Source organism: Legionella lansingensis (assembly GCF_900187355.1).
Taxonomy (GTDB): Bacteria; Pseudomonadota; Gammaproteobacteria; order Legionellales; family Legionellaceae; genus Tatlockia; species Tatlockia lansingensis.
On record NZ_LT906451.1, the window covers coordinates 2,818,665 to 2,838,646 of the forward strand.

Consider the following 19,982-nt stretch of genomic DNA (forward strand, 5'->3'; position numbering starts at 1 on the left):
GGATGCCGCGGACAAGCCGCGGCACGTAGGCTTTGTAGAGCAATTGTCAACAGACCCTAATCAGGCACATAGATAAATATTCTGAGGGATTTGTTACTTATGTTTTTTAAGCAACCGCGCTCGATCACGTTCCCAATCTCGATCTTTGATGGTTTCACGTTTATCGTGTGTTTTCTTTCCTTTTGCCAGAGCCAGCTTCATTTTAACAAGATTATTTTTCCAATAAAGAGATAAGGGAATCAACGTATAACCTTGACGCTCAACACTCCCTATAAGCTGATTAAGCTCTTTGCGATTAAGCAATAACTTACGCGTTCGGGTCGCATCCGGGAAGAGATGGGTTGCTGCCGTGGGTAATGGTTGAATTTGTGCTCCTAATAAAAAAGCTTCTCCGTGCTTAATAATAATATGAGCATCAACCAGATTAATTTTCCCAGCACGCAGGCTTTTAACTTCCCAACCTTCAAGAACTAGACCAGCCTCGTATTCATCTTCTATGAAATACTCAAAGTGCGCTTTGCGATTAACAACGATAGTAGCACTTTGCTGTTTATGGGTACCCATGAAACACCTGAATTAAAATGAAAAAGTAAATAATTAAAACGCTAAAAATGCTTGATTATACACGCAAGAACAGGTATTGGTGAAATAATCCACGAAGATAATGATTCTTTTTTATTATAAAATTATAAAGAGGTAATGATGAAAATTGGTGATAAAGTAAGCTCGTTGCAATTCGCAGCTACAAATAACTTGGAAGCAAGTGTTGAAGACTATAGAGGTAAGTGGTTAATTCTTTATTTTTATCCCAAAGATTCCACTCCCGGTTGTACAACAGAAGGTCAGGATTTTCGCGATGCCTATCCGCAATTGAAAGCGTTAAACGCAGAAGTGTTCGGCATCTCTCGTGACAGCCTGAAGTCTCATGATAACTTTAAATGCAAAGAGCAATTTCCATTTGAATTGATCAGCGATAAAGATGAAACCTTATGCCAACAATTCGATGTGATAAAAATGAAATCCATGTATGGCAAACAAGTACGTGGCATTGAGCGCAGCACATTTCTCATTGATCCTCAAGGGGTGCTAAGACATGAATGGCGCAAAGTAGATGTTAGGAGTCATGTAGCAGAAGTCATAGAGAAACTAAAGTCTCTACAGTAGGGAACGTCTTCTTTCTATGCAAATTATTTGGGTGCTGTACAAAACGGTAAAAAGCAAGCTAAGTAATTGATTGTTTGAGAAAGATAAACCTTGACGGCGCTATTGCCCCTCAGCACAATGAATATATTTAGATAGGAGTTCCTGGATTCTTCGGTCAAGCCGGAGAAAGACAGTGACGGTGTTTAGTCTTAACTTAACGCTATTACTCCTGGCATAAGGTGATAGGTGAACTCATGGAAAACGATAGTAAAGAGATAAAATTGTTTGTGCTTGATACGAATATCATGATGCATGATCCTACCGCCATTTATCGCTTTGAAGAACATGATATCTATCTGCCTATGGTGGTCTTGGAAGAATTGGATAGTCACAAAACAGGGTTGTCGGAAGTTGCCCGCAACGTTCGTCAAACAAATCGCATGTTGGTTGAATTAATGAGCAATGCCAGTCATCAAGAAATTGTCGCGGGATTACCCCTTGGCAGATTCCCAACATCTGAAAAAGTCAAAAGTAACGGCCGGTTATTTTTTCAGACGGATGAATTCGAACAACTACGGCCCACGTCGTTACCCGGCCACAAAGCAGATAATACTCTTTTATCAACCGCCTTGGGTTTGCAGAAGAAATATCCCAACAGGCAAGTGATCATTATCTCCAAAGACATTAATTTACGCATCAAGGCCGGGATCCTCGGTATCCCTGCTGAAGATTATTATAACGATAAGGTACTGGATGATGTGAATTTGCTTCACAGTGGTTTACATATCCTTGAGAATGACTTCTGGAACAGTCATGCCAAAAACATGGAAGCCTGGCAAGACAACGGTAAAACGTTTTATCGCATCAGCGGCCCACTTACCGCCCAATGGAATTATAATGATTGCATCAGCACTCAGGATAATCAATTTCAGGCCATTGTGAAGGAGATTACTGAGATTGGCACCATCGTGCAACTTGCCCGTGATTATACTCAAGCCAAACATGCTGTTTGGGGCATTACGGCTCGTAATCGTGAGCAAAATTTTGCACTCAATCTGCTCCTGGATCCAGAAATCGATTTTGTGACCTTACAAGGTTCAGCAGGTACGGGAAAGACCTTATTAACGATTGCTGCAGGCTTAACACAAGTTTTAGATCAAAGCCGTTACAGTGAAATTTTAATGACGCGGGTCACCATACCCGTAGGTGAAGACATCGGCTTTCTACCAGGAACAGAAGAAGAAAAAATGACTCCGTGGATGGGAGCCTTAATGGATAACCTTGAAGTACTGCACAGCTCACAAGAGGGTGGCAGTTTTGGTCGCGGAGCTACTCAGGATCTGTTGCAAAATAAGATTAAAATTCGTTCACTTAACTTCATGCGTGGGCGCACTTTTTTAAATCGCTTTATCATTATTGATGAAGCACAGAATCTGACCTCAAAGCAAATCAAAACCCTGGTTACTCGAGCCGGACCCGGTAGTAAAATTATTTGCTTAGGTGATATCAAGCAAATTGATACACCTTACCTGACCGAAACAACATCCGGCTTAACGTTTGCGGTTGATCGCTTTAAACATTGGCAACACAGCGCTCACATGACGCTAACGAGGGGTGAACGTTCAAGACTTGCATATTATGCTGCTGAACATCTATAGTACATATTTTTTGCCTACCCAAGAGGATTAATCATGAATGACCAAGCCATCACCTTTGATGATGTTTTGCTGGTTCCGGCTTACAACCACCATGAGTCAAGACGTGTGGTTAACATTAGTGTGACCGATAGGTTAGGAAAGCTAAACCTTCAATTACCGGTGATTAGCTCTAATATGGATACAATCACCGAAAGCAAAATGGCGAATTTCATGAATAGCAAAGGGGGGATTGGTGCCCTCCATCGTTTTTTGAGTATTGAGGATAACCTTCATCAATTCAAACAATGTCAAGGGCCTGTTTTCGTGTCTGTAGGATGTACAGCGGCTGAACTTGAGCGCGCAGAAGCCCTACGGGATGCAGGAGCAGATTTCTTCTGTGTGGACGTTGCCCATGCTCATGCAAAATATGTGGGCAAGACATTAAAAAGCTTAAGACAATTACTGGGTAGTCGCTGTATTATGGCAGGGAATGTTGCCACCTACGCTGGTGCCGATTATCTGGCTTCTTGTGGTGCAGATATTATTAAAGCAGGTATTGGCGGTGGCTCTGTTTGTAGCACACGCATTAAAACAGGTTTTGGGATCCCCATGCTTACCTGTATTCATGATTGTGCACGCGCGGATCGTTCAATTGTTGCCGACGGAGGTATCCGCACCTCAGGAGATATCGTCAAGGCACTTGCTTTTGGTGCTGATTTTGTGATGATCGGTGGTATGTTGGCAGGTACTGAGCCAACACCTGGTGAAATCATTACCAAAGAGGATGGGAAACAAGTAAAGCGCTACCGTGGTATGGCTTCACGCGAAGCGCAAGAAGACTTCTTAGGCCAGATGCATGAATGGAAGACCGCAGAAGGCATTACCACAGAAGTGCCTTATCGTGATGATCAGGATAATATTATCGCTGATATTGTTGGCGGTTTACGCTCAGGTTTGACGTATGCTGGCGCCGATACCATTAGTGAGTTGCAGCGCAAATTAAATTATGTGATGGTAACGCAAGCGGGTAGAGTTGAAAGCTTGCCACATAAGCTGTTAGGTAATTAAAAACCAGGTGAGCCCACCTGGTTTTTATATGTACGTGCTTAGTGACTATCAGCCTGCAGCTATTGCTACTTCGGCTACTTCGGGATTATCCGCAGCGACTTTAGCAACCTGGCTAGCGTCAGCAGAAGAACCGGCTCCTTGTCCCATATTTAGAGCCTGATTATTCCCCATGCTAGTAGGACTGGTAACTGTATCCATAGGAGAGTCGTCTTCCTTGAAAAGATCTCTAAGGCCATAATCATCTTCATCCTCCATCCAGTCCCCAGTCTTGCCCTTAGACTCGCTTTTGGACTCGCTTTTTTGATCTTTATCATCAGTTTGCTTGGAGCTCTTTTCATCCTTTTCATCATCGTCTTTTTTGCCGCCCCCGAGACCTTTAAAGCCCTGCCCAATTTTGTTAAGCCCAGCCTCTGCGTAATCACCAATACTTTTAACTCCAAGTGCTTTATTTACTGCCTGATTTGTATCCTCAACAAGCTTTTTTAGATCCTCAAGCATTTGCATTTGCGGATCGTCTTGTTTTGCTTTATCTTCTTTGGGTTGAGGTTTCGGTGCCTGTGGTTTATTTTCTTTCTTATCCTCACCTTGAGGCGCAGGCGAATCTTTTTGCACCATAGAGGTATCTACACCTTCCGCAGCCATATCACAATCCTCTAAAAAAACACTATTTAATTACTAAAAGATAGCACAATTAACGATATTCTGCTTAGCTATCTTAAGCTAAGATAATTATTATTATGGTTGACTTGTATTGAATAATAACAGATCACAATTGACGGTGTTGGCTTTTTAATATTTATTTACACTTATTTTGCAAAATTTTAACCATAGGGAAAATTTCATGCAAATTGACGATTTTCGTGGTATGCGTCGTGGCATCCCAGTCTTTACGCTGAACAAAGAGGATACTTCTATTCTAGCTCCCATCGACCGTAGAGGTAGGCAGAGGGAACATGCCCTGCTTTTATTGCACGGTTTCACTTCGACACCTGCTGTTTTTCGCGCCATGTTACCTTCTTTTTCTTTTTACGATGCGATTATCTGTCCGATGCTTCCTGGTCATGGAGAGAGCATTGAGACCTTTGCTAAAACAAAAGCATCCGCCTGGTTTGCGGTCGCTGAGCAGTCTTGTGAACGTTTGCTGCGCGAATATAAGCATGTTGATGTTCTAGGGTTGTCGCTGGGAGGTATACTAGCCTGTCATTTAGGCAATCGCTTTGATTTAAATTATCTTTACTTGCTAGCGCCAGCTTTTGACTTAAATCTACCACTTCCTGAATTATCGAATTTACTGAAATTAGTAAAATTTTTAAATTGGCTGGGCTTTAGAGAAATACGTGGTCTTGCTGGTGATTTATATACCAACCTGCACTGTGAAATCGCCTATCGAAAATTACCTTTAAGTTCTATTATGGAATTGTTGACCTTAATTCAGCAATTTCCCTTTGCCCTACCCAAGTGCCCAACAGATGTTTTCCTTGGCTGTCATGATAAGGTTGTAGCAAGCTTGCGAGTGGCAGAACGTTTTGCTGATCAACCCAGCGTCACTATTCATTGGCTCAGCAATTCGGCGCATGTCATCCCTTTAGACGGAGACACAGAAAGTATCATCGGTCGTATGAAAAGGAATCTTATTTATTGTAGCGATCATAATCACGAGGATCCCAGGGATCCCAGTCACGCATGTCAAGAACCGAACCTTGATAAGCCATAAAGTCCGTTTTCATGGTGGGAATATTATAAAAATAAATATCGCTAGCATCGGTCGCTAACGTATGTTGACGGTTGACCGCTGCAATGTCCGCTACGGCTTTATCATGCGTCTTTACAAAAGCTCTTTTTGCTCGCAAATATCTACCATTAAAATGCGCACGATCACATAATTCCACATCAAGTTTATCCACAATGCCAGCCAGCTGCACAAACGCTTGCCCGCGGCCACGTATTGTTAATGCATGACTCTTAACCCAATACATTGCCAACCAAGCCTTCTCATCAAGATCAAGGTGAGTAATATTCATGACACCAGCCAACTGAACCCTACTATTATCGACGATAGAAAGTTGCAAATGCTGACTGGAAATACCAGTAATCTGAGTCTGACCCCCACCAGCCACAGTTAACTTGCGCAGGGAAATTTGTCCGCCAAGCGTTGTTGGCCCGGGGTTAGTGATAGAGATATCCATAAGGCCTGAACGCAGTCTATTTCCTGTCACAAAGCCTGAACCACGATAAGTAAAAGCATTTAAATATTGCCCGCGGATGTCAACAGAAACAACCCCGTTGCGAGGATAGCCTTTTGCCAGATAAATCAGTAAATGATTGCCATGCACTCCTACTTTTACTTGTAATAAATCCGTAGTAGGACCACGCAAGATCACTTGTGGACGAGAGTAGCCGGTATGTAAATTGACATTAATATTCCCGTCGACGGTAACTCGGTTAAAAGCAGTCAATTGGCGGTTTTGTAAGGCTTTCAATGTCGTAGGGTGAATCGCAGCGACACGCTTGTGGCAACTTGCAGTGGATAAGACGATGAAAATGAATAGAAAAAACCGCATGAACATAACCAACGTTCCATTTGCCTTAATTTCCCTACATTAGTGGAAGTTAAGGTAATGCGCAAGAGCATTATTAGGGTTTACAGGCTCTAAAACCAAGACTCGCGAGTAAAATCCGAGATGATAATGGCCGTTGGGCAACTATCATAATGCATGAACTCAGGTGCTTTCTTCACTAGAGAAAGTAAAGGCTCATCTTGAGGAATCAAAGCAGGCAATTGAATATAAATGTCAACTAACATGCCATTTTTACATCCCAGATAAACCTTATATTTAGCATCTGGTCCAAAGGATTTTGCCATCATCTCTCGTAATTGTTCACGCACCACTGTCTCTCCCACGTGCTCACTTAAAAACTGACCAAAGACTGTCTGATTTACCTCGCGATTTAAGCGTATTGCCAGGGAAAAATACGCGTCGCTAGAGCGTGCTTGGCAACTGCCATGTTTGTTCCATTCATGTCGCTCAAGGCAGCTACCAGCTGCGTAACTAGGCATAAATTGGCGTAATTCCTGTGCTACCGTCGTAGTTAAATTTACAGGTGAATAATCACAATGATTCTTTTTTTGTTCCGTGCCGCAAAAGCCATAATTTTGGCCACAAATGTCCTGGTTCGGCCATAAACCATGTAACACCAGATGGTTGGCTTGATAAGAATCTGCTGACAATGTCTTACATTCTGGTTTACCTGCCTCAGAGCCATAAGTCTGGCAAAAACCAGGTTGCCAACTGAGTGCCAGAATATAAGAATCAGCAAGATCGGGTAATTGTTCGCAAGTTGTTTTCCCTTTAGCCTGATAGCTATATTCACCACACTCAGCACTTACCCACCGCAATGGCTGTTTTATATTGGGAATCTCAATGCGCAACCAATCTGGGTTTTCTGGGCAGTTAATTTCTCTAATTTCATAACGTTCTGAAGGTTTGACGAAGAGATTATCAGGGTTTGTTTTTTTATTCTTAGAAACATACACCGGACAAGATTTATTAGCCTCAAACTTGCCTGTCACCACGATTGAAGAGAACGAGAACAGAGGAAGAAAAGACAGGAAAATAGTAAACCATGTTACCATTATGCGTCCCAGCAAATGTAGATGCAGGGATTATACGATTAAGTTGATGACAAAAAGAATATTTTTAGCGGCAAATAGTAGACTTCTTTGGAAATATTGCAGACAAGCAACCAGGGAACCCTCATTTGAAGCGGTTGACTGGCCGCATTATTCAGAGAGCTAAATGAACTAGCTAAGATCATCCCTCTTTATCATCATAGCGATCGACAAAGAGGGAGGATACAGAGAAACAGCAGAGATTACACGGCAGTTACATCTTCCGCTTGTAAACCTTTAGGTCCTTTAGTTACTAAAAACTCTACGCGTTGACCTTCTTTCAAAGTTTTACGGTTAGCTGCGCTGTTAATCGAACGAAAATGTACAAACACATCGTCCTCACCATTATCACGACTGATGAAGCCGTAACCTTTATCATCATTAAACCACTTGACGTGGCCTGTTTCTTTATCAGACATTTCGCTTTTCCAAATAAAATTAAACACACACTTGGGTTAAATCACCAACATGGAAACATGGAATAGATAATACCATTTGCGCTGATTCGTTACTTTGCACTACAAAAGGAGGGATTTTCACGAAGAACACTGTTTCCAGCCAGGGAATTAAAAACCACAAGTAATATGATTATAACCCAGAGTAAATTAAATAGCGAGGATTGGAGAGATACTACGATAACTTATGCATTGGTGGTAAGGGCGACCTATCTTCTATTGTTGTCTTAGTATGGCTGTGTTTAAAAGAAAGCAGCGCCATCCATAAAGAAGCACCAGCCCATTGTTGTTGGCGATTACTATGATACAAAGCGTGAGATAACCCGCTAATTGCTTGCTGCAAAGTCTTATCACTTACCATGTTCTCAATTTGGGCAAGATTGAGAACATTGGATTGTGGCCACTGCCATTGCGCCCATTGAATCAATGCATCTCGAGCTGCATGGGGATTATTATCAAGACAAGCTCTTTGCAGATGTTTTAATATTTCTTTAGAGGTTTTATTTGCGCCGCGATGTCGTTTTTGCCAAAACCAAAGCCCTAATGTCAATAACCAAGCGCAGGCAAAACCACCAGCAAGCCACCAAGCTAAACTTGTGAATGCACTTGGCAGCAGAGTTGATTCCTTTACCGCATTCTGCACTCGTTTAGTTGTGGAAGCGGTTTCAACCTGTTTTGGTTCTTGAGAAGGAAGAGGCGTTGTTGATTGAGACGTAGTAGGGAGAGGTTTAACCTGAATGGTATGCTCTGGTAATGTCGCAACGTCTTCTTTACCAGTAAGCGTATTAAACCAGGTTAATTTCAACGCAGGAATGGTCATTTGGCCTGATTTATTAAGCAGGTAGGTGACTTTTGTAATGCTGGTCCCAATCAAATTCCCTTGGCTAAACGTACTGCGCTCAGAGGGTTTTTCCGGGTAGACACTAAATTCATCGCTATTAGCGAAATCAAGTGCAGGCAATAATTGTGCAGGGAGAGCCGTTGCTCGTAGAGTAACAGTACGCACCAACGTACTACCCTGTTCCAGGGTCGTGGCATTATTATCATAGCTCTCCGTTAGACTAACTTCTTTAGCTGGTAACCAGTGCTTGCCAGTGTATTGTGAAGCAATTGGTTTTACGTCAACAACAATCGGTTTAGTCTCTTCATTAATTTTTTTGGGCACAATATCATCATAAATTAAAGCGTGAAAAGAAGCAGAATGAATGTTCAAACGACCACTTTTTTGTGGGAAAATCGCATATTGCTGCTCTTCGACCACATATATTCGCCCATTCTCACTCGTTTGATAGCGACGACCTGGCCCCAATGAAACGATAAGTGCGTCTTCCACCTTTGGCGGTTGATAAGCGGCATCAAGCAAACGACTACTACTGTATAATTTCACTGTAAGAATCACTTGCTGATTAATATAAGGGTTTTGTTGGTCAACTTCCGCCAACAACATGACATCTTGTTGTGAGGAATGTTTTACCTTGTCAACATCCTGAATCCCTTCTTTTACTTCAACCTGACTAGCATTGGTCTTCTCTTGCCCTACCTGAATAGGAGGGATGGTTAATGTCCCTGTCTTCTTAGGCATCAACAACACTATCCACTGACTTACAGAGTGTGCTCGCCCATTAATGACCGTGTAGTTCACACTACGTTCAGTGCCAATAATCTCAAAGTCATCCTGTAAAGGAGTTAAATCGGGAATACTATCCGTCTCATCACCATCCAAGCTTAAAACGAGCTTAAAGGGTTCACCTAGGGAAATTTGTGTGGTCTCAAGTTGCATGGTTACAGCCGCGATTGCTAAACCATAGCATCCCAGTAAAAATAAACTTAGTAGTATTTTTCTCATTGATACCACCCGCGTTGTCTTCGTATATGATCTCGCAAAAACTTCTCTCGCAATAATCCCCCCGGATCGTCAGGGATTAATTTTAACCATTGTTCCTTTGCTTGCTGTTTTTCACGTTCCGCAGCAGATTCTGCACCTGCAGGGTTTGTTTTTTCACCTTTCTGAGCGTCTTCATGTTTACCTGTTTGTCCGGCTTTTTCTTGCTTTTGCTTATCTGACTCTTTGTTAACATTACGTTCATCTTGCTGCTTTTTGTCCTGTTGTTCATCCTGGCGCGCTTGAGCTTTATCTTGCTGTTGTTTGCCAGACTGGTTTTGCTGTTCATCTTGCGTTTGTTGATTTTTCTTTTGACCCTGGGCTTCCTGGCTTTTACTTTGTTGCGAGTTATTTTTTTGATCGTTGTTCTGCTGGTCTTTAGCCTCTTGATCTTGTTTGTTCTCTTCCTCTTTGTTTTGCTGGTTATTAGGCTTCTGCTTTTGTTGTTCCTTTTTTAAGAGCTCCGCGACTATCTTGCGATTGTGCTGAGCGTCTTTATTATTTGGATTCAAGGCTAATGCTTTGTCATAGGCTTGCATTGCTTGTTGATATTGTCCTAATTGAGCAAGAGCATTTCCCTCGTTGTAATAGCCTCGCTCATTTTGCATGGAGCGGTAATCATTCGCTGCCTGTTCATAATTTCCTGCACGATAGGCCGCGGCAGCACGCCATTCATGATGTTGAAAGGTTTCTTCTGCCTCTTTAAATTTTCCTTGAGTCATTAGCGTTTGTGCTTGCTGATCTTTAGTAGACCAAAGATCTTGCCAACTGAAGGAAAAAGCCTTCAAGGAGAGACTCATCAATAATAGCAGCCATCCGAGCTTCATGGCTTAAACCTCTGTAACCACCCACGCCTAAATGCCGGCAACAAAAGAATGAGTGCGGGTATTAAAAACCAACGACCTTCATCGCGCCAAGCAGGAAAATCATCTTGTTGATTACGAAGAAATTGATTCGCATTTATGTCTGACCTTAGCCATTGATCTAAATCCTTATCGTCATTCATGAATAAAAGTCGGCCTTGGCCTGCTTTGGCTAATTTTTGAAACAAGGGATGCATATCTTTATTGTCTTTTACAGGCATAACGGAGGTAAAAATTTGTTTCTTTGCGAGTTGTCCAGCTGTATTAATAGCAGCATTACTTGGTGTTTCAGCAGTCAAGACAAGGATTTTCCCATGATTGAAGCCACCTTGTTTGAGGAGAAGGCCAGCCTCTTCAAGTGCCGCATCCAGTCGTTGTCCTTCCACGGGCATGATATCTGGAGTAAGAGCAGGGAGAAGGGCATCAATGGTTTGGGCATCATCTGTTAACGGAGAGACGACAAATGGTTCTCCACTGTAAACGACTAAAGCAAATTGCCCTGCATCACGACGTTTAAAGAGATCATGCAATTTAAATTTGGCACGGCTCAATCTATTCGGCAATAGATCTTTAGCCAGCATCGCATCTGACATGTCTAAAATGAGCACTCGCGGCTGGATTTGTTTATAAGTCGGGACTGGCAAACGCGTCCAGCTAGGACCACTTAAGGCAATGACCATGAATAAAGCACTGCTTAATAAAATCAATAAAGCGCTATGGCGCTTATTTTGACCTTTAAATTGTAGCAATCGTTCCAATAAATGTTTATCGCAAACGGCAGTCCATGCGTTAGCTTGCGGCTTTTGTCGCCATAAATACCAGGCTAAGAACAGCAATGGCAAAAGACAAAGTAGCCACCAAGGACGGATAAAATGCAGGTCAGTCATGAACAGAAACCTCGCGTCGACTAGCTTTTTGTATCCAGGAAAACAAGCCTGCCCCATAAACCATCCAAAAGCAAAACAATAAAAAAGCCAACCCCAATGGCCAAAGATAGTAATCATGTTGAGGGCGAATCGTTGCTTGCTCCTGGGTAATCGTCTCTAGCTGATTGATTGTTTGATAAATAGCACTTAAAGACTGAGTGTCTGTGGCCCGAAAATACCGTCCTCCTGTTATCTTGGCAATTTCTTGCAACGTTTCTTCATCCAAATCCGAAGAAACATTCATATTAAAAAACATATTGTTCAAAGCGCGTGGATCACCTTCCGAACCCAGACCAATAGTATACACTTTAATATTGTCTTCTTTTGCTAATTCTGCTGCTTTTAATGGCGGTAGGACACCCGAATTATTAGCACCATCCGTAAGCAAAATAATTACCCGTCCCTTAGCAGGAACATTTTGCAGACGCTTTACAGCCAAACCTAAGGCATCGCCAATGGAAGTGGTTTGTCCTGCAAGCCCTACGGTTGCATCCTCAAGACGCAGCAGCACAGATTGTCGATCATAGGTTAGAGGCGTTTGCAAATAAGCACGTGTGCCAAATAAAATCAGACCAATACGATCACCAACACGCTCTCGGACAAATTGTTCAGCTGTATCTTTTACCACGGTTAAACGGCTAACCGGTCGATTGTGAAGCGTCATATCAGGAAGCTCCATGCTACCTGATAAATCCAAAACAAGCATGATATTACGACCTTCTCTTGTTAAAGGCAGCGGGTCACCAACCCATCGTGGTCCCGCAACCGCAAACAGAAGCAAGCACCATATTAACAATAGAACGCTTTTTGGTGTTTCAGCAGATAGACGACCCTTTCTATCACCAACCGTCGCTAATAGATCATCAAAAAAAGGTACCCTCAAGGCAGCGGGCAAATAGACGTGTGCGCGGGGCAGGAAATACCAAATTAAAAGTGGCAAGGGCAGAAAGATTAACGCCCAAGGTAAGGCTAGTTCGAACATGGGATACCTCGTTGCTTTATCCATGCTCTAGCCAAATCAAAAAGAGGCTTTAGATCGACCCTGCTTGCTGATTGATAAGGTAACTCTAGAAGTAAGTCGCTCACCTCATCAAAATTGACACCTTTTGCAGTTGCATTCAAGAAATCCAGCCATCGCCTCCCTTGTACCCCGGCAACTTGAGACCTAGGAAAATACACCAAAGCTACCCTACGCAATAATTCCGATATTTTTATACTACTTAACTGACTATTTTTTTCTTGCATGTATTCTTTTTCATAGCTTGCAAGCAAGCGTAAGGCTTCCTTTTTTGGGCGTAAATTTGCATGACGTCGATAACCTAAATAGGTCAACATTGCTGCTACAAAGACAACTACAACGAGCAATACATACCAGCCAGGAGCCAAAGGCCACCATCCCACAACATGAGGCAAGTGGATATCATGCAACTGTTTTAATAATTGCGAGTCAGCCACTTAGCCTCCTGGGGAACGTCTGCCGTATCAACTGTGGGATATTAGCCTCTGCCGTTACCTGGGTATAAGGAATTTGCAAGCGCTTGCACAATGCTTTCAGCTTTTCAATACGCAACTCACAATAATTGCGGTAGTTGCTCACTACATCATGCCTTGTCGTATCAATAACCATCTCTTCTTTACCATTGGTAATGGGATATTGCTGAGGTTTCGGTGGTGTAAGTTCTATCGGATCGCAAATATGATAAACAAGTATATCATTATGAGCGCGTATGCGACCTAGATGACGTTCACTTTCAGTATCAAAGGAATAAAAATCACTAATAATGACCACAGTGCTGCCCGGTCGGGTGACTCGTCTTAAACGTATTAAGGCATCACTTAGACGTCTCGCCTGACGAGAATGATCGGGGACTGCTTGTGTGTATTGGCTTAAAGCAGCTAAAAAGGGTAACACCCCTGGGTTACGACTATGAGGGGTAAATTCATTATGCATGGTTGCAGAGTAAAGCAATCCACCCACTCTGTCTCCCTGTTTAATCGCGGTCCAGGCTAGCATGGCAGACAACCGTGCTGCCGTTACTGACTTAAATGCTAAACGAGTCCCAAAATACATTGAGGGGTTGAAGTCGCAAAGCATGACCACTGGCCGCTCTCGTTCTTCTTGATAAAGCTTTACATGCGGCCGACCCGTGCGGGCGGTCACACGCCACTCCATATGACGAATTTCATCCCCAGCTTGATAGTTACGGGCTTCAGCAAAATCCATACCTCGTCCACGCAACTTGGAGTAATGATTTCCCTGTTGTATCGTTTTAGCAGCAGACTTGTAATTTCCTCTCTGAGCATAGCGTTTGAAAGCAATCAATTCCTCAAGTTCAGCCACTAACCCTTCCGTCATAATTACCTCTCACTCTTAAGGAATAGCAATTAAACGCAATAACGTGTCGATAAAATCATCACTGGTAACGCCCTCTGCCTCTGCTTCGAAACTCAGTAAAATACGATGACGAAGAACGTCATGAGCAATGACATGAATATCCTCTGGTGTCACATAGTTGCGTCCTGCAAGCCAAGCGTGGGCCTTAGCACAACGATCCAACGCAATGGTTGCTCGCGGACTTGCACCAAACCGTAGCCAACGGGCCAGTTCATCGCTATAAACAGCAGGATTGCGAGTAGCCACTACCAATTCTACAAGATAACTATCCAGAGCCTCACTGCTATGAACACTCAAAACCTGTCGTCTGGCCTCAAAAAGAGCCCGCTGAGATAAAAACTTCGTCAATGGCGCTGCATCTGTAGCTAAATTTAAATCTCCTGCTGCTTCTGATCTGGCGAGAGCAAGAATGTCATGCTCGACTGCTGCACTGGGATAACTTATCTTGACATACATTAAAAAACGATCAAGTTGAGCCTCAGGCAGAGGATAGGTTCCTTCTTGCTCAATTGGATTTTGTGTTGCCATCACTAAAAATAATTCAGGCAAAGGATAAGTTGTCCCACCAATCGTCACTTGGCGCTCAGCCATCGCTTCTAACAATGCAGATTGCACCTTCGCAGGAGCACGATTGATCTCATCTGCAAGAATCAGATGATGAAAAATGGGGCCTGGTTGGAATACAAAAGAACCATTTTCTGGACGATAAACATCTGTACCGGTTAAATCACCAGGCAATAAATCAGGAGTAAATTGAATACGATGGAAATCACCCTCAACTACGGATGATAATTCTTTAACCGCCCGTGTTTTTGCCAGGCCCGGAGCCCCTTCCACTAATAAATGTCCATCAGCAAGCAAAGCAATTAATAATCTCGACACTAAATCTTTTTGGCCTAAAATGCGCGTATTGAGATAAGCGCTTACTCGCGATAGTTGCTCCTGTAAGCTCGTTGACGAATCAAGACCTAATTGATCCATTCTGATACCCTGTAAAAAATCATGATCCTAACGCGAAACAAGCCTGGTGCCAAGTTGCTGATATCTAAGCGGCGGGTAAACAGTGTTCCTGTCTGCTGTTTTGCTTATAATGAAAATATCTCTCAGAGCTTTGAGCCATAAAATAAATTAGAGATTGACGAATACGTTCTTGGCTCACGACTTTAGTCCAGCAAGTGTAATCATTTAGGGGTTTATTATATTTTCTGAAGATGTCGACAAAAGCATTGCGCATGCATTCAGAATCTGACCAAGCAATGAGAGGGAAATGGGAATCATTTTGCCAGATATGCTCAGCTAAAGCAGGTCCATTACAGTGCAAACCATCAGCAGCACCTAAATCTCCATCGAGAATGACCAGAGAAACATCGTTTTCTGCTAAATAATTTATGGCACTGAGACTGTCATTTACGACGGCTACCTGTAGCTGCTTATCAACGGTTGTAAGCAAACGAGATAAACAGAATGCATTAAATGCATTATCCTCAACAATTAATACACGCATTGGGAACTCCCTTCTTTTCTCAGAAGGAGTATACCGGGCAAACCTTAAGAAAAACTTAAGGATTCGTTACATTGTTTTAATTTCATTTTCAGTGGCAACTAAAACCGTATCTGCTAACCGTTTAGCAAATAAGCCATTTTCCACCACACCTGGAATTAATTTAATAGCTTCTTCTAATTCAACGGGATTAACCATCTCAAAATTATGGACATCAAGGATAATATTTCCATTATCTGTAACAAATCCTTCACGATATTCAGGATCTCCTCCAAGTTTTACTAACTCTCGCGCAACATAGCTACGCGCCATGGGGATCACTTCAACGGCAATTGGAAAGGCGCCCAATCGCTTAACGACCTTTGATTCATCAACAATACATAGGAAGCGACGCGCAACTGAGGCAATAATTTTTTCCCTGGTTAAAGCACCTCCGCCCCCTTTTATCGTCTGCCGATACTCAGTGACTTCATCAGCGCCATCAATATAAATAGGTACTTCTGGTGCCACATTTAAGTCTATTACTGGGATCCCTAACGCACGTAACCGAGTTTCCGTAGCATCAGAACTCGCTATGCATGCGTCAATACGGTGCTTAATTGTTGCTAATTGATCAATAAAACAATTAACCGTAGAACCGGTACCAACACCAATAATCATTTCATCTTTGAGATATGCCAACGCTGCTTTGGCCACCGCTTCTTTTAATGCTGTCATTTTTTGTCCATTTTAGGAAGTCTGCTGCATTCTAACGCCATCAAATGGTTTTAACCAGATCTGTGCTCTCCCATGAAAAAGTCCTGGGCAGACACAGACAAAACAGGTGCATCAATAGATAAGATACCGCGCATAAAGCGCGGTAAGAGAGATAAACCTAAATTCGGCAGTCTCTTTTTATTGACCTACCATGGGTGCTTCCAGTGGTACTCCACTACCAGCCGCTTTCTTGGTGGCTTGCGTTGTAGCACCTTGAGCTGTTGAAGTCGTAGCGGATGAAGTGGGGCTTGAGGTTACCGCACTCGTGGTACTACTTGTAGGTGTAGATGTGGATCTAGCGTTTGCTTGGGAACCACTCTGATAAACGATGGTGGAGTGTTGTGTATTCCCACGGCTTTCTTGGCCATTATAACGATTAGTGGGAGAGTCAGTAAAAAGTTGCTCTACTCCTTGACAGGCTGAAAGCAACAAGGGTGAACTAAGGAGTAAGGTATACGTTAAACGGGCTCGCAATGAATTTTTTTTCATGTCGTCATCCTTGAAAAAAATATTGTTTTAACATCAAATTGCATTCTAGCTGGTGTCTTCTCACTTGTAAAATCAATCATTTAATTGACGAGAATCCCTAATTTTAGCGTATACTGAGCAGCATCATTGTTTACAAGGATCTATTCATGATTTATGCAAACATTCTTGCTGCTATAGGACATACACCCGTTGTTAAAATAAATCGCATAGGAAAAGAACTTGACTGTGAACTGTATGCCAAATGTGAATTTCTCAATCCTGGAGGATCAGTCAAGGACCGCATTGGTTTTGCTATGGTTAAGAATGCCGAACGTGCGGGAAAAATTAAGCCAGGAGATACGCTCATTGAACCGACGTCGGGAAATACAGGTATTGGTATTGCCTTAGCAGGCGCTGTCCTTGGTTATAAGGTTATTATCACCATGCCTGCCAAAATGAGCCAGGAAAAACAGGCTGTTCTTGAACGCTTAGGTGCAACCATTTATCGCACGCGTACCGAAGCTGCATGGAACGATCCGGATAGTCACATTTCGTTGGCGAAAGAATTACAACGTGAGATTCCCAATGCCCATATTTTGGATCAGTATGCCAATCCTGATAATCCCAATGCACATTATTATGGTACTGCTCAAGAAATCATTGATGACTTTGGCGAGGATTTGCACATGATCGTTGCTGGAGTGGGAACCGGTGGCACAATAACAGGAATAGCCAAGCGCTTGAAAGAACACAATCCGCAGATAAAAATTATCGGTGTTGATCCAATTGGCTCCATTTTAGGTGGTGGGAATGAAATAAAGCCTTACCAAGTTGAGGGAATAGGTTATGATTTTTTCCCTGACGTGCTTGATAATAGACTTGTCGATAATTATATCAAAATTAATGATAAAGACTCTTTCCTGATGGCCAGACGATTGATTCGTGAGGAAGGATTACTGGTGGGAGGTTCGTCTGGTGGTGCAATGTGGGCAGCTTTACAAGCAGCCAAATCCCTTAAAGCTGGACAAAAATGCTTGGTTATTTTTCCTGACTCCATTCGCAATTATATGTCTAAGTATGCCAATGATGAGTGGATGAAAGAGCAAGGGTTTCTATAAAAGAAATCGGGAACTTACTAACTGAAAGTAATTTTACTTAGGACCAAAGGTTTTGCTTTGCTGTTGCTCGATCTTATCGAAGACCGCATTTTCATCCAGATCACCTATGGTTATTGCTCGCGCAATCGCATGCACCAACTCATCTGTAATCTGCTGCTTGTGGCTCTTAACCTCAGCATGTACTGCCTGTAAATCATGTCTGTCTAAGGCATTAAAGAAGTTCTGAGCACCATGCTGTGTACCTACATAACCGCTAAAGCCCCGCATATAATCACTATAGTCTCGTTGATCAACCCAGATATCTAGAAGCAGATCTTTTCCAGCTTCACCAGCCGCAGCAGCCGCTGCCAAGCGTTTCTTGGTTTCCTTGAATTTAGCCTCTATGCGGGCATCTTCTGCCTCAATTCTCGCAAGAATTTCTGCCATTTCCGGCTCTTTCTTTTTCTCGACCTCTTGAGGCATAATTTTTGCAACTGGCATTGATTTCGCCGTTTGAAAATAAACAGGATCTTTAACTTTAGGAGTATAATGCTTATTTTTTAGTTGCATCACAATAGGCTTGATGGGCGTTGTGGACTTACTGTCTGAGCCAGCATATTGCAGACGCAATGGCAAAGGCTTCTCAGGGGTGACAACCTTGACCTCAATTGGAAGCTTAATAGCCTTAGCTGCGGCTGCTATCGCTGTTTCATCAATCCAGGTGGATTCAAGTCGCATCTGCGCTGGGGATACAGGCATAGCCTCATTGCTACCCAAATACGCACCACGATAATGCTCTGGTTCTTCAACAATTTTATCAACAGCCATCTGACGTATGGTGTAAGACATCGTTTGTACAAGTTCAGGCATTAAGTGAAGAGGAATAGAATATCGGCCCTGAGGGTTTCTGCGCAATTCTTGCTTATGCTTTGGAAAATATTCAAAATGTCTTTCTAGTACCGCCCGCAATTCCGGGCTGTCTTCATTTTCAAACAAAATCTTATTAATAATACCTGCTGCGATCGCTCTAAAACCACAATCCCCATGACCACCTACATCAACAAAAGTAGGCTTCGTCCCTTGCTTAGAGAGAAAACCTGGAAACGGTTTAAGCGTTTCGTAGGTAGGAGGCTTACTAAAAAAGCTTGTACGTGGCATAGTTATCTATCCATTTCATTTATATCTCCATTCTAATCAATTTAGATTAAGGAAATATTAACTAAAACTTTACACTATTATGCTTAATTTTCAACTCGTAAGATCTTGCTAAGTGCAATGTGTTTCAATGAATTTCACAACCTTCTGCGAAAACCCATCATCCCATAAATCATTGTGTCCTCTGCCCGGAAGACTAATCAATTCTTTGGGGTCATTGGCCCGTTGAAATAAAAGAAGCGCCTGTTGATGGGGCACAATAGCATCATGAGTACCATGGAGAATCAGCAAAGGTGATTTTATCTTTGATATCCGTGCTAATGAATCAAACTTATCCCAAGGTGGGATAAAAACCCAAGGATAATGATAACGTGCTAGCTTCGACATCGAAGTGTAGGGGGATTGCAAGACTACAGCACAAACTCGAAATTGAGTCGCCAAATGGGTGACAACACCTGTGCCTAAAGATTCACCGTAAAGAACCAAACGTGATGGCGGAATCCCTTGCTGTTGTAAAAAACGCAAAGCCGCCTCCCCATCCTGATAAAGACCTAATTCGCTAGGTTGACCTTCATTGCCACCATAACCACGATACTCTAATAGGAAAACGCCAAAACCTGCCAAAAGAAATTGGCGAACCAGAGACATACGATAACCAATATGTCCGGCGTTACCATGGAAATAAAGCAACGTTGGTTTATGAGGTAGTGCTGCTTTATACCAAGAATATAGCGTTAAACCATCCTGGGTCTTAATGTGCACAAGCTGCATATCCTCTGCTTGAAAAGCTTCACGACTTGGCATTTCTTTTGCTGGGAAATACAGCAAATTTCTTTGAAAAAAATAAAGTATCACCATCCAGATGATAAAAATGATACTAAAGATAAGCAGCAGTTGTTTAATCATGATGAATTAATGAGACTCCATTGTTAAATTATACAGTTTATTTGCCAAATATTTGCGCAT

The 19,982-nt window shown here is 42.5% G+C and carries 22 protein-coding genes; 5 read left to right on the plus strand and 17 right to left on the minus strand.

The window, feature by feature from the left end; translation table 11 throughout:
* Window positions 1-93: 93 nt before the first annotated feature.
* Window positions 94-564: an SsrA-binding protein SmpB gene (smpB, locus tag CKV79_RS12820; RefSeq protein WP_028372794.1), complete on the minus strand. Its 471-nt coding sequence runs from the start codon at window positions 562-564 to the stop codon at window positions 94-96.
* Window positions 565-702: 138 nt separating this feature from the next.
* On the opposite strand from smpB, the gene CKV79_RS12825 reads away from it, so the two are divergent.
* From CKV79_RS12825 to CKV79_RS12835, 3 genes are all read left to right on the plus strand, one after another.
* Window positions 703-1,164, plus strand: coding sequence for a peroxiredoxin (locus tag CKV79_RS12825; RefSeq protein ID WP_028372795.1), 462 nt, complete (start codon window positions 703-705; stop codon window positions 1,162-1,164).
* Window positions 1,165-1,397: 233 nt separating this feature from the next.
* Window positions 1,398-2,801: a PhoH family protein gene (locus CKV79_RS12830; protein ID WP_028372796.1), complete on the plus strand. Its 1,404-nt coding sequence runs from the start codon at window positions 1,398-1,400 to the stop codon at window positions 2,799-2,801.
* Between the two features lie 33 nt (window positions 2,802-2,834).
* Complete coding sequence (locus CKV79_RS12835) at window positions 2,835-3,848, plus strand: guanosine monophosphate reductase (protein WP_028372797.1); 1,014 nt, start codon at window positions 2,835-2,837, stop codon at window positions 3,846-3,848.
* A gap of 48 nt (window positions 3,849-3,896) precedes the next feature.
* Here CKV79_RS12835 and CKV79_RS12840 read toward each other — a convergent pair whose 3' ends face one another.
* A complete protein-coding gene (locus CKV79_RS12840; protein WP_028372798.1) occupies window positions 3,897-4,490 on the minus strand; it encodes a hypothetical protein in 594 nt (197 codons plus the stop codon).
* 199 nt (window positions 4,491-4,689) lie between these two features.
* On the opposite strand from CKV79_RS12840, the gene CKV79_RS12845 reads away from it, so the two are divergent.
* Window positions 4,690-5,562 (plus strand): alpha/beta hydrolase, encoded by an 873-nt coding sequence (locus tag CKV79_RS12845; RefSeq protein WP_028372799.1) that lies wholly within the window; start codon window positions 4,690-4,692, stop codon window positions 5,560-5,562.
* Here CKV79_RS12845 and CKV79_RS12850 read toward each other — a convergent pair.
* The 13 genes from CKV79_RS12850 to CKV79_RS12910 all read right to left on the minus strand — a co-directional run bounded on the left by CKV79_RS12850 (window position 5,480) and on the right by CKV79_RS12910 (window position 16,785).
* A complete protein-coding gene (locus CKV79_RS12850; RefSeq protein WP_028372800.1) occupies window positions 5,480-6,415 on the minus strand; it encodes a GIN domain-containing protein in 936 nt (311 codons plus the stop codon). The two genes, CKV79_RS12845 and CKV79_RS12850, sit on opposite strands and share 83 nt — an antisense overlap.
* Before the next feature lie 83 nt (window positions 6,416-6,498).
* Entirely contained in the window at window positions 6,499-7,482 is a 984-nt protein-coding gene (locus CKV79_RS12855) for a ribonuclease T2 family protein (RefSeq protein ID WP_028372801.1), read from the minus strand.
* Window positions 7,483-7,721: 239 nt separating this feature from the next.
* The gene (locus CKV79_RS12860) at window positions 7,722-7,937 is read right to left on the minus strand and encodes a cold-shock protein (protein ID WP_028372802.1); all 216 of its coding nucleotides are present in this window, start codon (window positions 7,935-7,937) and stop codon (window positions 7,722-7,724) included.
* 211 nt (window positions 7,938-8,148) lie between these two features.
* Window positions 8,149-9,819: a BatD family protein gene (locus CKV79_RS12865; RefSeq protein WP_028372803.1), complete on the minus strand. Its 1,671-nt coding sequence runs from the start codon at window positions 9,817-9,819 to the stop codon at window positions 8,149-8,151.
* On the minus strand, window positions 9,816-10,682 hold the full coding sequence (locus CKV79_RS12870) for a tetratricopeptide repeat protein (RefSeq protein WP_028372804.1): 867 nt from the start codon (window positions 10,680-10,682) through the stop codon (window positions 9,816-9,818). The genes CKV79_RS12865 and CKV79_RS12870 overlap by 4 nt, the downstream gene beginning before the upstream one ends.
* Complete coding sequence (locus CKV79_RS12875) at window positions 10,679-11,605, minus strand: vWA domain-containing protein (RefSeq protein WP_035915180.1); 927 nt, start codon at window positions 11,603-11,605, stop codon at window positions 10,679-10,681. Before CKV79_RS12875 ends, CKV79_RS12870 begins: the two co-directional genes overlap by 4 nt.
* Window positions 11,598-12,626 (minus strand): vWA domain-containing protein, encoded by a 1,029-nt coding sequence (locus CKV79_RS12880; protein ID WP_028372806.1) that lies wholly within the window; start codon window positions 12,624-12,626, stop codon window positions 11,598-11,600. Before CKV79_RS12880 ends, CKV79_RS12875 begins: the two co-directional genes overlap by 8 nt.
* Complete coding sequence (locus CKV79_RS12885; protein WP_028372807.1) at window positions 12,614-13,099, minus strand: DUF4381 domain-containing protein; 486 nt, start codon at window positions 13,097-13,099, stop codon at window positions 12,614-12,616. The genes CKV79_RS12880 and CKV79_RS12885 overlap by 13 nt, the downstream gene beginning before the upstream one ends.
* Complete coding sequence (locus CKV79_RS12890; protein WP_028372808.1) at window positions 13,092-14,000, minus strand: DUF58 domain-containing protein; 909 nt, start codon at window positions 13,998-14,000, stop codon at window positions 13,092-13,094. The genes CKV79_RS12885 and CKV79_RS12890 overlap by 8 nt, the downstream gene beginning before the upstream one ends.
* A 15-nt stretch (window positions 14,001-14,015) precedes the next feature.
* On the minus strand, window positions 14,016-15,020 hold the full coding sequence (locus CKV79_RS12895) for an AAA family ATPase (RefSeq protein ID WP_028372809.1): 1,005 nt from the start codon (window positions 15,018-15,020) through the stop codon (window positions 14,016-14,018).
* A 64-nt stretch (window positions 15,021-15,084) separates the two neighbouring features.
* Window positions 15,085-15,543 carry a response regulator gene (locus CKV79_RS12900; protein WP_051546111.1) on the minus strand — a complete coding sequence of 153 codons (459 nt, stop codon included), beginning with the start codon at window positions 15,541-15,543 and terminating at the stop codon, window positions 15,085-15,087.
* Window positions 15,544-15,609: 66 nt separating this feature from the next.
* Window positions 15,610-16,257 carry a ribose-5-phosphate isomerase RpiA gene (gene rpiA, locus CKV79_RS12905; RefSeq protein WP_028372810.1) on the minus strand — a complete coding sequence of 216 codons (648 nt, stop codon included), beginning with the start codon at window positions 16,255-16,257 and terminating at the stop codon, window positions 15,610-15,612.
* Between the two features lie 177 nt (window positions 16,258-16,434).
* Window positions 16,435-16,785, minus strand: a complete 351-nt coding sequence (locus tag CKV79_RS12910; RefSeq protein ID WP_028372811.1) for a hypothetical protein — start codon at window positions 16,783-16,785, stop codon at window positions 16,435-16,437.
* 146 nt (window positions 16,786-16,931) lie between these two features.
* On the opposite strand from CKV79_RS12910, the gene CKV79_RS12915 reads away from it, so the two are divergent.
* On the plus strand, window positions 16,932-17,882 hold the full coding sequence (locus CKV79_RS12915) for a pyridoxal-phosphate dependent enzyme (RefSeq protein WP_028372812.1): 951 nt from the start codon (window positions 16,932-16,934) through the stop codon (window positions 17,880-17,882).
* Between the two features lie 33 nt (window positions 17,883-17,915).
* On the opposite strand, the gene CKV79_RS12920 is transcribed toward CKV79_RS12915, so the two are convergent.
* Together CKV79_RS12920 and CKV79_RS12925 are read right to left on the minus strand one after the other, a co-directional pair.
* The gene (locus CKV79_RS12920; protein WP_028372813.1) at window positions 17,916-19,019 is read right to left on the minus strand and encodes a hypothetical protein; all 1,104 of its coding nucleotides are present in this window, start codon (window positions 19,017-19,019) and stop codon (window positions 17,916-17,918) included.
* 108 nt (window positions 19,020-19,127) lie between these two features.
* The gene (locus CKV79_RS12925) at window positions 19,128-19,922 is read right to left on the minus strand and encodes an alpha/beta hydrolase (RefSeq protein WP_028372814.1); all 795 of its coding nucleotides are present in this window, start codon (window positions 19,920-19,922) and stop codon (window positions 19,128-19,130) included.
* Window positions 19,923-19,982 lie beyond the last annotated feature (60 nt).

Coding starts and splice junctions, on each gene's coding strand:
- smpB (WP_028372794.1), bottom strand. CDS start 564: ATGGGTACCCATAAACAGCAAAGTGCTACTATCGTTGTTAATCGCAAA.
- CKV79_RS12825 (WP_028372795.1), top strand. CDS start 703: ATGAAAATTGGTGATAAAGTAAGCTCGTTGCAATTCGCAGCTACAAAT.
- CKV79_RS12830 (WP_028372796.1), top strand. CDS start 1,398: ATGGAAAACGATAGTAAAGAGATAAAATTGTTTGTGCTTGATACGAAT.
- CKV79_RS12835 (WP_028372797.1), top strand. CDS start 2,835: ATGAATGACCAAGCCATCACCTTTGATGATGTTTTGCTGGTTCCGGCT.
- CKV79_RS12840 (WP_028372798.1), bottom strand. CDS start 4,490: ATGGCTGCGGAAGGTGTAGATACCTCTATGGTGCAAAAAGATTCGCCT.
- CKV79_RS12845 (WP_028372799.1), top strand. CDS start 4,690: ATGCAAATTGACGATTTTCGTGGTATGCGTCGTGGCATCCCAGTCTTT.
- CKV79_RS12850 (WP_028372800.1), bottom strand. CDS start 6,415: ATGTTCATGCGGTTTTTTCTATTCATTTTCATCGTCTTATCCACTGCA.
- CKV79_RS12855 (WP_028372801.1), bottom strand. CDS start 7,482: ATGGTAACATGGTTTACTATTTTCCTGTCTTTTCTTCCTCTGTTCTCG.
- CKV79_RS12860 (WP_028372802.1), bottom strand. CDS start 7,937: ATGTCTGATAAAGAAACAGGCCACGTCAAGTGGTTTAATGATGATAAA.
- CKV79_RS12865 (WP_028372803.1), bottom strand. CDS start 9,819: ATGAGAAAAATACTACTAAGTTTATTTTTACTGGGATGCTATGGTTTA.
- CKV79_RS12870 (WP_028372804.1), bottom strand. CDS start 10,682: ATGAAGCTCGGATGGCTGCTATTATTGATGAGTCTCTCCTTGAAGGCT.
- CKV79_RS12875 (WP_035915180.1), bottom strand. CDS start 11,605: ATGACTGACCTGCATTTTATCCGTCCTTGGTGGCTACTTTGTCTTTTG.
- CKV79_RS12880 (WP_028372806.1), bottom strand. CDS start 12,626: ATGTTCGAACTAGCCTTACCTTGGGCGTTAATCTTTCTGCCCTTGCCA.
- CKV79_RS12890 (WP_028372808.1), bottom strand. CDS start 14,000: ATGACGGAAGGGTTAGTGGCTGAACTTGAGGAATTGATTGCTTTCAAA.
- CKV79_RS12895 (WP_028372809.1), bottom strand. CDS start 15,020: ATGGATCAATTAGGTCTTGATTCGTCAACGAGCTTACAGGAGCAACTA.
- CKV79_RS12900 (WP_051546111.1), bottom strand. CDS start 15,543: ATGCGTGTATTAATTGTTGAGGATAATGCATTTAATGCATTCTGTTTA.
- rpiA (WP_028372810.1), bottom strand. CDS start 16,257: ATGACAGCATTAAAAGAAGCGGTGGCCAAAGCAGCGTTGGCATATCTC.
- CKV79_RS12910 (WP_028372811.1), bottom strand. CDS start 16,785: ATGAAAAAAAATTCATTGCGAGCCCGTTTAACGTATACCTTACTCCTT.
- CKV79_RS12915 (WP_028372812.1), top strand. CDS start 16,932: ATGATTTATGCAAACATTCTTGCTGCTATAGGACATACACCCGTTGTT.
- CKV79_RS12920 (WP_028372813.1), bottom strand. CDS start 19,019: ATGCCACGTACAAGCTTTTTTAGTAAGCCTCCTACCTACGAAACGCTT.
- CKV79_RS12925 (WP_028372814.1), bottom strand. CDS start 19,922: ATGATTAAACAACTGCTGCTTATCTTTAGTATCATTTTTATCATCTGG.